The organism is Janthinobacterium sp. 35, from assembly GCF_002754575.1.
Taxonomy (GTDB): domain Bacteria; phylum Pseudomonadota; class Gammaproteobacteria; order Burkholderiales; family Burkholderiaceae_D; genus Janthinobacterium; species Janthinobacterium tructae.
This window is the reverse complement of the sequence record NZ_PEFN01000001.1, coordinates 3082519-3094541: the sequence shown is the minus strand read 5'-3', so window position 1 is coordinate 3094541 and position 12023 is coordinate 3082519. Positions and strand designations below refer to the sequence as shown.

Annotated in this window: 13 protein-coding genes; 6 read left to right on the top strand and 7 right to left on the bottom strand. The window is 62.7% G+C overall.

The genetic code is table 11. From position 1 onward, the window contains the following. Positions 1-4 precede the first annotated feature (4 nt). Both CLU93_RS13745 and CLU93_RS13740 read left to right on the top strand, forming a co-directional pair. Positions 5-1147: an FAD-dependent monooxygenase gene (locus tag CLU93_RS13745; RefSeq protein ID WP_099761900.1), complete on the top strand. Its 1143-nt coding sequence runs from the start codon at positions 5-7 to the stop codon at positions 1145-1147. A 110-nt stretch (positions 1148-1257) separates the two neighbouring features. Beyond that, positions 1258-2211 (top strand): GGDEF domain-containing protein, encoded by a 954-nt coding sequence (locus CLU93_RS13740; protein ID WP_099761899.1) that lies wholly within the window; start codon positions 1258-1260, stop codon positions 2209-2211. Positions 2212-2256: 45 nt separating this feature from the next. On the opposite strand, the gene CLU93_RS13735 is transcribed toward CLU93_RS13740, so the two are convergent. Genes CLU93_RS13735 through CLU93_RS13725 form a run of 3 tightly spaced genes read right to left on the bottom strand, consistent with a single transcriptional unit; the run spans position 2257 to position 5171 of the window. Beyond that, positions 2257-3711 carry an NAD(P)(+) transhydrogenase (Re/Si-specific) subunit beta gene (locus CLU93_RS13735; protein WP_099761898.1) on the bottom strand — a complete coding sequence of 485 codons (1455 nt, stop codon included), beginning with the start codon at positions 3709-3711 and terminating at the stop codon, positions 2257-2259. Between the two features lie 8 nt (positions 3712-3719). After that, positions 3720-4034 (bottom strand): NAD(P) transhydrogenase subunit alpha, encoded by a 315-nt coding sequence (locus CLU93_RS13730; protein WP_035822749.1) that lies wholly within the window; start codon positions 4032-4034, stop codon positions 3720-3722. Between the two features lie 24 nt (positions 4035-4058). Beyond that, positions 4059-5171, bottom strand: coding sequence for a Re/Si-specific NAD(P)(+) transhydrogenase subunit alpha (locus CLU93_RS13725; RefSeq protein ID WP_099761897.1), 1113 nt, complete (start codon positions 5169-5171; stop codon positions 4059-4061). Between the two features lie 411 nt (positions 5172-5582). Between CLU93_RS13725 and CLU93_RS13720 the strand changes: the two genes are divergently transcribed. Next, positions 5583-6062 carry an NUDIX hydrolase gene (locus tag CLU93_RS13720; protein ID WP_096238110.1) on the top strand — a complete coding sequence of 160 codons (480 nt, stop codon included), beginning with the start codon at positions 5583-5585 and terminating at the stop codon, positions 6060-6062. A gap of 41 nt (positions 6063-6103) precedes the next feature. After that, entirely contained in the window at positions 6104-7225 is a 1122-nt protein-coding gene (gene mnmA / locus CLU93_RS13715) for a tRNA 2-thiouridine(34) synthase MnmA (RefSeq protein ID WP_099761896.1), read from the top strand. On the opposite strand, the gene CLU93_RS13710 is transcribed toward mnmA, so the two are convergent. From CLU93_RS13710 to CLU93_RS13695, 4 genes are all read right to left on the bottom strand, one after another. Beyond that, positions 7222-7632 carry a response regulator gene (locus CLU93_RS13710; RefSeq protein ID WP_099764381.1) on the bottom strand — a complete coding sequence of 137 codons (411 nt, stop codon included), beginning with the start codon at positions 7630-7632 and terminating at the stop codon, positions 7222-7224. The genes mnmA and CLU93_RS13710 overlap by 4 nt on opposite strands. Before the next feature lie 40 nt (positions 7633-7672). Beyond that, positions 7673-8446, bottom strand: coding sequence for a 5'-3' exonuclease (locus CLU93_RS13705; protein ID WP_099761895.1), 774 nt, complete (start codon positions 8444-8446; stop codon positions 7673-7675). Positions 8447-8507: 61 nt separating this feature from the next. Continuing rightward, positions 8508-8939 (bottom strand): Sbal_3080 family lipoprotein, encoded by a 432-nt coding sequence (locus tag CLU93_RS13700; protein WP_099761894.1) that lies wholly within the window; start codon positions 8937-8939, stop codon positions 8508-8510. Positions 8940-9056: 117 nt separating this feature from the next. Then, positions 9057-9728, bottom strand: coding sequence for a glutathione S-transferase (locus tag CLU93_RS13695; protein ID WP_099761893.1), 672 nt, complete (start codon positions 9726-9728; stop codon positions 9057-9059). A gap of 164 nt (positions 9729-9892) precedes the next feature. Here CLU93_RS13695 and CLU93_RS13690 point away from each other — a divergent pair, with 164 nt between their 5' ends. Next, positions 9893-10945 (top strand): YjgN family protein, encoded by a 1053-nt coding sequence (locus tag CLU93_RS13690; protein WP_257224958.1) that lies wholly within the window; start codon positions 9893-9895, stop codon positions 10943-10945. A gap of 1 nt (position 10946) precedes the next feature. Beyond that, positions 10947-11957 (top strand): M48 family metallopeptidase, encoded by a 1011-nt coding sequence (locus tag CLU93_RS13685; RefSeq protein ID WP_099761892.1) that lies wholly within the window; start codon positions 10947-10949, stop codon positions 11955-11957. Positions 11958-12023 lie beyond the last annotated feature (66 nt).

The window sequence follows — 12023 nt, the reverse complement described above, 5'->3', positions numbered from 1 at the left end:
CCGCATGCATACACCGTCCACTTTCGATCTCGCCATCTGCGGCGCCGGCCCCGTCGGCATGGCGCTGGCCGCCCTGCTGGTGCAGCGCGGCAGCCGCGCCGCCGGCATCGTCCTGCTCGACGCCAAATCGCTCGAACAAGCCAGGCGCGACCCGCGCACCATCGCCCTGTCGCACGGCAGCCGCCAGATTCTCGAGGAAGCGGGCGCCTGGCCCGTGGCAGCGACCCCGATTCATCAGATTCACGTTTCGCGCCGCGGCCAGTTCGGGCGCAGCCTGATGGACCGCAGCGAGCATGGCGTCGAGGCGCTCGGTTATGTGGCGCGTTACGGCGCCGTCGTCAGCGCGCTGGCCGATGTATGCGAGCGCCTGGGCGTGGCCAGCTTGCGCCCGGCGCTGGTGACGGGCACTGAGGAAGATGCCGACAGCGTCAGCGTGCAGATCGACCAGGCGGGCGCCGCATCGAGCTTGCGCGCCAGCCTGCTGGTGCAGGCCGAGGGCGGCCTGTTCGGCCAGCAGCCGGAGCGCGCCGTCAGCCGCGATTATGGCCAAAGCGCCATCATCGCCCATGTGCGCACAAGTAGCCCCATCGCCCACCGCGCGTATGAACGCTTCACCGACGAAGGCCCGCTGGCCCTGCTGCCGCAGGACGACGGCTATGCGCTGGTATGGTGCGTGCCGCCGACGCGCGCCGAACAATTGCTGGCCCTGGACGACGCAGCCTTCCTGGCGCGCCTGGGCGCCGCCTTCGGCAGCCGCCTGGGACGCTTTAGCCACACGACGGCGCGCCTGGCCTATCCGCTGGGCCTGAACGCGCAGGCGGGCGGCACGGCGCGCACGGTCGCCATCGGCAATGCGGCGCAAACCCTGCACCCGGTGGCGGGGCAAGGCTTGAACCTGGGCTTGCGCGACGCCGCCGTGCTGGCCCGCATGCTGGCGCAGGACAGCAGCCCGGCCGGACTGGAACGCTACGCCAGCCTGCGCCAGGCTGACCGGGGGCTGACCGTGCGCGTCACCGACACCATGGCGCGCATCTTCACGGGCAGCGCCCCCACGCAAGGCTTGCTGGGCCTGGCGCTGGGCTTGCTGGACGCCTTCCCGCCCGCGCGCAGAAGTCTGGCCCAGCTGATGATGTACGGCCGGCGCTGAGCCTCGGTGATCAAGGCACGGGCGAAAAAGAAACAGGCGAGATATCCGGCATGGAGTAAACCGCCCGCGGATGCGACAATGGCTGTCACCTGGTTTTCGGCGACCGTTCCATGACAGATGCTTTGCCCGCAGCACCGCCTGCAGCTCTTCCCGAAGTACTTTTTTTCCGTCTGCTGGAAGATGCCCTCGACGCCGTCATCATCATCGACGAGCAGTGCCGCATCCGCTATATCAATGGCGCCATGCGGGCGCTGTCGGGCTATGCCAGCGGAGAATTGCTGGGCCAGACACTGAACGGCCTGCTGCCCGACGCCGTCGGCGCGCAGCATGACAACCTCGTGCTCAACTACATCCGCAGCTCACGCAGCTCCAGCGTGCTGGGCAAGATACGCGAATTCGCCATTCGCCACCGCGATGCGCAAATGATCCCCATCGAAATGAAGGCGCTGGACCTGGGCGTGGTCGACGGCATGCGCTATTTCGGCGCCTTTTTGCTCGATGTGCGCGAACGGCGCGAACTGGCGGCAAAAAACGCCAGCCTGCTGGCGCAGCTGGAACAGCAGGCGCTGTACGATGCGCTGACGTCGCTGCCCAACCGGCGCGCCTATGAAGCGCAGGCAGAACAGGCGATGGCGCGCGCGGCGCGCAGCGGCGCCGCCCTGAGCGTGGGCGTGGCCGACCTCGACCACTTTAAAAAGATCAACGACCGCTACGGCCATGCCGTGGGCGACGCCGTGCTGCGCACGGTGGCGCAGGTGCTGCGCGACACGGGACGCATCACCGACGTGGCGGCGCGCCTCGGTGGCGAGGAATTCGGCCTGCTCTTCCCGGACGCCAGCCTGCAGCAGGCCTACCAGGTAGCTGAACGCATCCGCGCGGCCGTGGCAGCGGCGGTCACCGTGCTGCCGGATGGCAGCCCGTTGCACGTCACCATCAGCATCGGCGTGGCGTCGCTGGTGCAAGGCGCCAGCCTGGACGCCGCCATATCGGATGCCGACAAGGCCCTGTACGCGGCCAAGCATCAGGGACGCAACAAAGTCGTCGCGGCAGCGGCCGGCCAATAAAAACGGCCCGCGCAAGGCGGGCCGTCAGGTCGCCGCAAGCGGCATTTATTCGATCGCTTTCAGCATATCCTCGATCACCTTCTTGGCGTCGCCAAACACCATCATCGTGTTCGGCTGGTAGAACAGTTCATTGTCCAGGCCCGCATAGCCGGAAGCCATCGAGCGCTTGTTGACGATGATGCTCTTGGCCTTGTAGGCTTCCAGGATCGGCATGCCGGCGATCGGCGATGTCGGGTCTTTCGCCGCCGGGTTGACGACGTCGTTCGCGCCCAGCACCAGCACCACGTCCGTCTGGCCGAATTCGCCGTTGATGTCTTCCATCTCGAAGACCTGGTCGTACGGGACTTCCGCCTCGGCCAGCAGCACGTTCATGTGGCCCGGCATGCGCCCTGCCACGGGGTGGATCGCATACTTGACGGTGATGCCCTTGTGCGTGAGCTTTTCCACCAGTTCCTTCAGCGAGTGCTGCGCGCGCGCCACGGCCAGGCCGTAGCCGGGCACGATGATGACGGTTTCCGCATTGCTCATGATGAAGGCGGCGTCGTCGGCCGAACCCGATTTCACGGGACGTTGTTCCTGTGCGCCAGCCACGCCCGCCGCCGGCGCAGCGCCGCCGAAGCCACCGAGGATGACGTTGAAGAACGAGCGGTTCATGGCCTTGCACATGATGTACGACAGGATCGCGCCGGAAGAACCGACCAATGACCCCGCGATGATCAGCATCGAGTTATTCAGCGAAAAACCGATGCCGGCCGCAGCCCAGCCCGAGTAACTGTTGAGCATCGACACCACCACCGGCATATCGGCACCACCGATGGGAATGATGATCAGCACGCCCAGCGCAAAGGCGATCAGGGTCATGATGACGAACGGCGTCCAGGCCGGCTCCACCGCGTCGGCGAAACAGAACGCCAGGCCCAGGCCGACCATCACCAGCGCCAGCACCAGGTTGAGCATGTGCTGGCCCTTGAAGCTGACGGGCGCGCCCTGGAACAGGCGGAACTTGTATTTGCCCGACAGCTTGCCGAAGGCAATCACCGAACCGGAGAACGTGATGGCGCCGACAAAGGTGCCGATGAACAGCTCGAAGCGGTTACCGATGGGCAGCGCCTGGCCTTGCTGGGCGATGTTGAAGGCCCACGGCTCGGACACCGCCGCCACGGCGATGCACACGGCCGCCAGGCCGATCAGCGAATGCATGGCCGCCACCAGTTCCGGCATCTTCGTCATTTCCACGGTTTTTGCCAGGTAGGCGCCGATGGCGCCGCCCGTGACGATGCCGATGATGACGAGGGTCAGGCCCATGCCGCCCGTTTGCTGCTCCTTCAGTTTCAGGATCAGCGCCACGGTGGTGACGGCGGCAATGGCCATGCCGCTCATGCCGAAGGCATTGCCGCGGCGCGCCGTCGAGGGCGACGACAGGCCTTTCAAGGCCTGGATGAAGCACACCGAGGCGATCAGGTACATCATCGTCACCAGATTCATGGTGACGAAGCTCATGGCGTGACTCATTCTTTTGCTCCTTGCTTGGCCTTCGGTTCTTTTTTGCGGAACATCTCGAGCATGCGCTGCGTGACGAGGAAGCCGCCGAACACGTTGACGGCGGCCAGCGCCACGGCCAGGGTGCCGGCCGCCTGCGCCAGCGGGCCTTGCGTCAGGCCGGCCGCCAGCATGGCGCCGACGATGATGATGGCGGAAATGGCATTGGTAACGGCCATCAGCGGCGTGTGCAGCGCTGGCGTGACAGTCCAGACGACGTGGTAGCCGACATAAATGGCCAGCACGAAGATGATCAGATTGGTGATGGTGTGACTGATTTCCATGATGTAGTTCTCTCCGGCGCCGCGTTATTTTCTGAGGATGTCATTGCCCGCGCAAACCAGGCTGGCCTTGATGATTTCATCCTCGCGGTCGATCAGCAATTGATCGTCCTTGTCGATGATGAGCTTCAAGAAGTCCAGCACGTTGCGCGCATACAGGGCCGAGGCGTCGGCCGCCACCAGGGTCGCCAGGTTCGGCTCGCCCACGATGTAGACGCCGTGCTTGATGACCGTCTTGCCCAGTTCTGACAGGGGGCAGTTGCCGCCCTGCTCGACGGCCAGGTCGACGATGACGGAGCCGGGCTTCATGGCCTTCACCGTTTCTTCGGAGATCAGCACGGGCGCGGCGCGGCCGGGAATCAATGCCGTGGTGATGATGATGTCGGCCAGTTTCGCCCGTTCATGCACCAGTTCGGCCTGGCGGCGCATCCAGTCGGCCGGCATGGCGCGCGCATAGCCGCCCGAGCCCTTGGCGATTTCCTGTTCTTCCTCGGTCAAGAAAGGCACGTCGAGGAACTTCGCGCCCAGCGACTCCACTTGTTCCTTAACGGGCGGGCGCACGTCGGACGCTTCGATGACGGCGCCCAGGCGCTTGGCCGTGGCGATCGCCTGCAAGCCCGCCACGCCCACGCCCATGATCAGCACGCGGGCTGCCTTGACGGTGCCGGCTGCCGTCATCAGCATCGGCATGAAGCGCTGGTAGGTATTCGCGGCCACCAGCACCGCCTTGTAGCCGGCGATATTCGCCTGCGAGGACAGCACGTCCATCGACTGCGCGCGCGTGATGCGCGGCACGGCTTCCAGCGCGAAGGCGGACAGGCCGGCCGTGGCCATGGCGGCGATATTGTCGGCGTCAAACGGGTTGAGCATGCCGATCAGCACCGTGCCGCTGGCCATCAGGGCCCGTTCGCTAGCGTCCGGTGCGCGTACCTTGAGCACGATGGCGCAAGCATAGGCTTCCTGGGCGGTGCCGATCTGCGCGCCGGCGGCGGCATACGCGGCGTCGGGAATCGACGCTTGCAAGCCCGCTCCCGCCTGCACGATGACCTGATGCTTGGCTGCCAGCTTCTTGACTGTCTCGGGCGTGGCTGCCACCCGCGTTTCACCAGGCCGTGTTTCGGCCGGTATGCCTATCCTCATGATGCCTCCGCTAATTGATAAACTGACTAGAATCTAACACGGAAAGCAGCGCGTTAAACGTTTGTGAACCAGCAACTTCTAGTTGTACGACACTAATTTCACCCGCATCCCCCGATTCGTTTCACCATGCGGCGCGGCGACCATATTGTGGAAATGTGTGTCAATCTCACCACAGTCGAGCCTGCGTGCGCGCTTGTTTTGACCACAGGGAAAGCCTATATTAGCGGGCGTTTCCTGCCATCTTGCCGACTAAGCCCCCATGCTAGTGCGCGCCCCGGGAAAGACGTAAGTACCTCCCACCGCTATTTGCTAAAACGTTGTCATTTATCAATATGTCCGCGCAACAGAAGGCCGGGTTCAAACCGCGCGCGCAGAACAAGATAAAATGTCGGCTCTTTCAAGGATGGAATCATGCCGAGAATCTGGAAACCCTCTGTCACCGTTGCCGCCATCGTCGAGCGCGACGGCCTGTTTTTACTGATTGAAGAAGAAACCAGCGAAGGCATCAAGCTCAACCAGCCGGCCGGTCATCTCGACCCGTTCGAGTCGCTGGAACAGGCGGTGATCCGCGAGACGCTGGAAGAAGCGGCCTACGATTTCATCCCCACGGCACTGGTCGGCATGTACATGTCGCGCTATCAGTCACTGCGCACGGGCGAAGATGTGACCTATTTGCGCTTCACCTTTTGCGGCACGGCCGGCGCCGAGCATGACCGCCCGCTGGACGAAGGCATCATCCGCACCCTGTGGATGACGCGCGACGAGCTGGCGGCATGCCAGGAGCGCCACCGCAGTCCTCTGGTGCTGCAGTGCGTGGACGAATACCTGGCTGGCCGGCGCGCGCCGCTGGCCCTGCTGCACACGCATGTGTCCGTCTTTAATAGTGCATAGACCCGCGCATGGCAATCATTTAAAAGTAACTGGAAAGCAAGATGAGCAAGAAGAAAGTCGTTATCGGCATGTCCGGCGGGGTCGATTCCTCGGTCGCGGCGTGGATGCTGAAGGAACAAGGCTATGAAGTCATCGGCCTGTTCATGAAAAACTGGGAAGATGACGACGATTCGGAATACTGCTCCACGCGCCAGGACTGGATCGACGCGGCCAGCGTGGCCGACGTCATCGGCGTCGATATCGAAGCCGTCAATTTCGCCTCCGAATACAAGGACCGCGTGTTCGCCGATTTTTTGCGCGAATACCAGGCCGGCCGCACGCCGAACCCGGACGTGCTGTGCAACGCTGAAATCAAGTTCAAGGCCTTCCTCGACCACGCCATGACCCTGGGTGCCGACCTGATCGCCACCGGCCACTACGCGCGCGTGCGCCAGGCGCCGGCGGACGCTGGACGCTATGAACTGCTGAAAGCCGTCGACGCCAGCAAGGACCAAAGCTACTTCCTGCACCGGCTGAACCAGGCGCAATTGTCGAAAACCCTGTTTCCACTCGGTGAAATCCCGAAGACGCAAGTGCGCAAGATCGCCGAACAGCTGGCGCTGCCGAACGCGCAGAAGAAGGATTCGACGGGCATCTGTTTTATCGGCGAACGCCCGTTCCGCGAATTTTTGAACCGCTACCTGTCCTACAAACCGGGCCCGATGAAAACGGCCGACGGCAAGACCGTGGGCGAACACGTGGGCCTGAGTTTTTATACGCTGGGCCAGCGCAAGGGCATCGGCATCGGCGGCGTGAAGTCGTACCAGAATGCCGATGGCAGCAGCGACGCCTGGTATGTGGCGCGCAAGGATATCGCCAATAACACTCTGTGGGTGGTGCAGGGCCATGACCATCCGTGGCTGCTGTCGCCGGCCTTGACGGCGGACCAGGCCAGCTGGGTCGCGGGCGTGGCGCCGCAGGCAGGCGCCCTGTCCGCCAAGACGCGCTACCGCCAGGCCGACGTGGCTTGCCAGCTGCTGCCGGAGGGAAATGAACACTTCAGCCTGGCGTTTGACCAGGCACAATGGGCCGTCACGCCGGGCCAGTCGGCCGTGCTGTACGACGGCGACGTGTGCCTCGGTGGCGGGATTATCGCCAGCGCGACGGGCCTGGCCGGCGTTTAAGTATTGCCTTGCGCAGCGGCGGCAAGCGCCTGCTGCTGCTTGCGCACCATGGCAATGACCGTATTGCGCACGGTTTTCAGGACCGTGTCGGCCATGAAGGGTTTGACGATGAAGCCCGATACGCCCATGGCGTGCGCCGCCTGCAGCGAGGCGGCGTCGATGCCGCCCGAGACCATGAAAATGAGCGTTTTCGGATACTGGGCGCGGATGGTTTGCACCACATTGCTGCCGTCTTCTACCTGCTCGCGCGCGATGCACACGAAATGCGGATGGTGCTTGACCAGCAGCGCCAGTCCCAGCGCGCTGGTATGCGTCTGCCCGCAGACATCGTAGCCGCCATCGATCAGGACCGAGTTCAGCAGACCGCGCGCCACGGCGCTGCTATCGATCAGGACTGTTTTTAACATCATGATTGCTTTCCTTGCTTGATTGTTCTTGCCTGGCGTTCTACTTTTCCCACGCGAGCTTGTTCCAGGTCACGCCTAAAACTACGTCGGTCTTGAGTTCCACCAACTTTCTTGAAAGATACAGTATTTCCCGCTCTTTTCGCAGGCTTTCGCCCAGCGCACCGGGCAAAATCCCCGCGCCGGCCATCACGGCGTCGATATTGCCGTAACCGCGCAACAGTTTCGCCCCCGTTTTCAGGCCGATCTTCGACACCCCGGGGATGCTGTCGGTGACGTCGCCCATCAGCGCCAGCAAGTCGGGCAGCAGTTCCGGCGGCACGCCGAACTTTTTCTCGACCCAGGCGCGGTCGTGCCAGATGCCCTTGAAATGGTCCCACACCAGCGCGCCGTGCGCGATCAGGCCATGCAAATCCTTGTCGGTGGTGGCGATGACGGCCGCGCCGCGCCCCTCGTGCAGCCAGCGCATGACGGCCGTGCCGATCACGTCGTCGGCCTCGACCTCGGGAATGCTGACCACGTGCATGCCGAAGCTGGCCAGGGTGGCGTAAAAGCCGGGCAAGGCGTCGCGCAGCACCTGCGGCATGGGCTGGCGCCCCTCGCGGTAGCCGGCATACAGGGCGTGGCGCCAGGTCCGGCCGCCAAAGTCGAAGGCCGGCAGGATGTGCGTCGGCTCGTGGTCGTTGATGAGCGTGCGGAACGACGACAGCGCGTGGCGCAGCGCGATCTCCGCCTTCAGGTCGGAATCGGGTTCAGGACTGGCTTCGTAGACGCGGCGTACGATATTCAAGCCGTCGATAGCGAGGAGTCTGGCCATGCGGTAAGTGGATACTGGTTGAATCGGGCATTTTACCGTATGGACCGCACCGAAAGCAGTTTCAGATCCCCGCGCCGCCCGGGAACAGCTGATTGACCAACTCGCCAATTTTCTTATCCGCATCAATAAACTTGGCCGTATTCATGCCGGCGCGCTTCGCGTCATACACGGCCTCGCCCACCACCTTGCCATTGTTGTACACCTTGATATTGGCATAGTTCATATACGTCGCCAGATCCCAGCGCCAATTCGCCGTGTAGGTGGACGTCAGCGGGCATTCGATGATCGATGCCGAGGCTGGCAATTGACGCGCAGCATAGCCCTTGCCTTCCAGCGCGCGCTTGTATGCAGCCATAAAACCGACGCGTACATCGGGGTTATTCAGAATACAGACTTCTTTGCTGGTAAAGCTCTCTACCGGCTTGACTGTCTGCTTAATGGCGCATCCCGTGAACAGCAGCAGGGCGGAGACAAGCGTGATTCTTTTGAACATGGGGAAGAGCGCATCGCAGCGCGGTCAGATGGTTACAAAAAGAAAATATTTTATAGCAAAAGAATGTGAAAAAGTAATATTACTTTCTTTACACACCATCTTCCAGGCGCCATCTAGTCACTTCGAAAAATCATAAGGCCCGCCTCTTTCCAGCGCCCGCTGGTAGGCAGGTCGCGCGTGGATGCGCTGCAGGAACGCCGTCAGCTTCGGCAGGCGCTCGTCGAGTCCGCCGCGCATGGCGGCCGCTTCCAGCGGAAAGCTCATCTGGATGTCGGCCGCTGTGAATTCATTGCCGGCAAACCATTTGGTGTTCTCCAGTTCCGCTTCCATGTAAGCCAGCTGGCTGTGGATATTCGGCAGGATGAAGCTGTTCTTGACCTTGCTGGCGATGCCGCGCGCGATCGGCTTGACGAAAAACGGCATGGGCGACGCTTCGACCTTGTCGAACACCAGCTTCATCAGCAGCGGCGGCATGGCCGAGCCTTCCGCGAAATGCAGCCAGTAAGTCCAGCGCAGCTTCTCCGGCGTGCCCGCTGCCGGTATCAATCGGCCATTGCCGTAGCGCTCGATCAGGTACTCGATGATGGCGCCCGATTCGGCGACGGTGTGGGCGCCATCGGTGATCACGGGCGACTTGCCCAGCGGATGGACGGCTTTCAGCGAAGCGGGCGCCAGCATGGTTTTCGGGTCGCGCTGGTAACGCTTGACCTCATATTCCAGGCCCAGTTCCTCGAGTAGCCAGAGCACGCGCTGCGAGCGCGAATTGTTCAGATGATGGACGACGATCATGGTGTTTCCCGTTAGGCGATGGTGGGTTCCAGTATAGCCGGGACGGGAAAATCGCGGCGGCAGGGGCGGCACACCAAAAGAAATTGCTAAAAACAGCATTTTCAATTGATAACTTTTCAATCTTGCCTTATCTTGTTTTGTTTCCAATAAGTAAGGAAACCCCTGTGGATTTCGACACAAACAACACTACTCCCAGGCAAGAAGCCATCACCTTCAGCGCCACCGGCAGCGAATACTTCCGTATCTGGATCGTCAACCTGCTGCTGAGCATCGTCACCCTGGGCATTTATTCCGCCTGGGCCAAGGTACGCCGCAACCGCTATTTCTATTCCAGCACCCACCTGGCCGGCAGCAGCTTCGAATACCATGGCAATGCCGTGGCCATCCTGAAAGGCCGCATCGCGGCCGTGGTTTTGATCGGCGGCTACAACATCGCCTTCCAGATCTCGCCCATCGTCGGCCTGATCATGCTCGTACTGATGATGGCCGTGCTGCCATGGCTGGTCTGGAAAAGCCTGCAATTCAAGCTGTACAACACCAGTTACCGCGGCATCCGCTTCGGCTTTGACGGCAGCGCCAAAGAAGCCTACAAATACTTCCTGTGGCTACCCATCCTGAACACCTTCACGGCTGGCCTGATGACGCCATTCCTGCACCAGCGCCTGAAGCGCTTCCAGCACACGCAGAGTCGCTTCGGCAGCAGCAACTTCAGCTTCGACGCCAGCGTCGGCAGCTTCTACAAAACCTATTTGCTGTTCTTCGCCCTGCTGCTGGCCGGTTTCCTGGTGCTGATCTTTGTCGTCTTTGCCAGCGTCTTCGCCACGTTTGCCAGCGATGCCAACGATGTCACCAAGGCCGGCAGCATCTTCGGCGCCGTGGCCGCCCTGTATGCGTGGGCGTTTATCGTGCTGCCGCTGTTCCTGACCATGATCCAGAACCTGATCTGGAACCATACGCGCTTGCAGCAGCACCAGTTCCAGTCGCAGCTGACCTGGGGCCGCACCACCTTCATCATGCTGACCAACCTGCTCGGTATCGTCGTCACCCTGGGCCTTTTTTCACCATTCGCCCACGTGCGCTGGCTGAAGTACCGCCTGGAAGCGACGTCCATGCTGGTGCACGGCAGCCTGGACGCCTTTGTCGCCGCCACCGGAGAGCAGGTATCGGCCACGGGCGAAGGCATGGTCGACCTGCTGGACTTCGACCTGTCGCTGTAAGATGCAAAACGACAGCCCGACGGCGAATGCGCCGCTGGCCGCACGCTATTTCGACGGCCAGACCTCGCGCCTGTACCACGTCACGCTCAGCGTGCACGATGGCCAGGCCGTGCTGGCCGGCGACATCGAACGCAGCTGCCCGCTGGCCGAGCTGCACGTGTCCGAACGCAGCAGCCACGCCGTGCGCAAGGTCAGCTTTCCCGACGGCGCCTACCTGGAGATCGCCGACCAGGCGGCCTTCAACGCCATGCTGCATGACACGGGCCACCGCGACGGCTGGGTGGTGCGGCTGCAGCAAAGCTGGCGCGGCGCCCTGCTGGCCACGGTCGCCACCGTGCTGGCCCTATGGCTCAGCTATCAGTACCTGCTGCCCGTGGTGGCGAAGGGCGTCGCGTATGCGATTCCCCAGTCCGTCGAGCGGCAACTGGGCCAGGGCGTGCTCGATTTCCTCGACAGCCACGTGTTTGAAGCGAGCAAACTCGACGGTGCGCGCCAGCAAGCCTTGCGCAGCCAGTTCGCCCGCCTGGCCACGCCTGGCGACAGCACGCCCGAGCACCGCATCGTGTTCCGCAAGAGCAAGATCGGTCCGAACGCGTTTGCCCTGCCATCCGGCGACATCGTGCTGACCGATGAAATGGTGGAACTGATGCCCGATGACCTGGCCATCATGGGCGTGCTGGCGCATGAACTGGGCCATCTGCAGCAGCGCCACCTGACGCGCCGCCTGATCCAGACCTCGGCCGTGGGCGCCGGCGCGGCGCTGCTGTTCGGTGACGTGTCGACCGTGGTGGCGACCTTGCCGCCGCTGCTGCTGGACTTGAAGTATTCGCGCGACGTCGAGCGCGAGGCGGACGACTACGCGATCGCCATGCTGCGCCAGAATGGCATCGCGCTGGAACACCTGGCGCAAGTGTTTGTCGCCCTGGGCAAGCTGGACGAGGGCACGCCGTATTTGTCGAGCCATCCGGCCAGCGCCGAAAGAGTGGCCCGCATCCGCGCGGCACAGCGTTAATCCCCACGCGGCGTCCTCCGGGCGCCGCGTTCTTTCCCTCCAGCACGTTCCGCGAATCGAAGGTAG

Coding starts and splice junctions, on each gene's coding strand:
- CLU93_RS13745 (WP_099761900.1), top strand. CDS start 5: ATGCATACACCGTCCACTTTCGATCTCGCCATCTGCGGCGCCGGCCCC.
- CLU93_RS13740 (WP_099761899.1), top strand. CDS start 1,258: ATGACAGATGCTTTGCCCGCAGCACCGCCTGCAGCTCTTCCCGAAGTA.
- CLU93_RS13735 (WP_099761898.1), bottom strand. CDS start 3,711: ATGAGCTTCGTCACCATGAATCTGGTGACGATGATGTACCTGATCGCC.
- CLU93_RS13730 (WP_035822749.1), bottom strand. CDS start 4,034: ATGGAAATCAGTCACACCATCACCAATCTGATCATCTTCGTGCTGGCC.
- CLU93_RS13725 (WP_099761897.1), bottom strand. CDS start 5,171: ATGAGGATAGGCATACCGGCCGAAACACGGCCTGGTGAAACGCGGGTG.
- CLU93_RS13720 (WP_096238110.1), top strand. CDS start 5,583: ATGCCGAGAATCTGGAAACCCTCTGTCACCGTTGCCGCCATCGTCGAG.
- mnmA (WP_099761896.1), top strand. CDS start 6,104: ATGAGCAAGAAGAAAGTCGTTATCGGCATGTCCGGCGGGGTCGATTCC.
- CLU93_RS13710 (WP_099764381.1), bottom strand. CDS start 7,632: ATGTTAAAAACAGTCCTGATCGATAGCAGCGCCGTGGCGCGCGGTCTG.
- CLU93_RS13705 (WP_099761895.1), bottom strand. CDS start 8,446: ATGGCCAGACTCCTCGCTATCGACGGCTTGAATATCGTACGCCGCGTC.
- CLU93_RS13700 (WP_099761894.1), bottom strand. CDS start 8,939: ATGTTCAAAAGAATCACGCTTGTCTCCGCCCTGCTGCTGTTCACGGGA.
- CLU93_RS13695 (WP_099761893.1), bottom strand. CDS start 9,728: ATGATCGTCGTCCATCATCTGAACAATTCGCGCTCGCAGCGCGTGCTC.
- CLU93_RS13685 (WP_099761892.1), top strand. CDS start 10,947: ATGCAAAACGACAGCCCGACGGCGAATGCGCCGCTGGCCGCACGCTAT.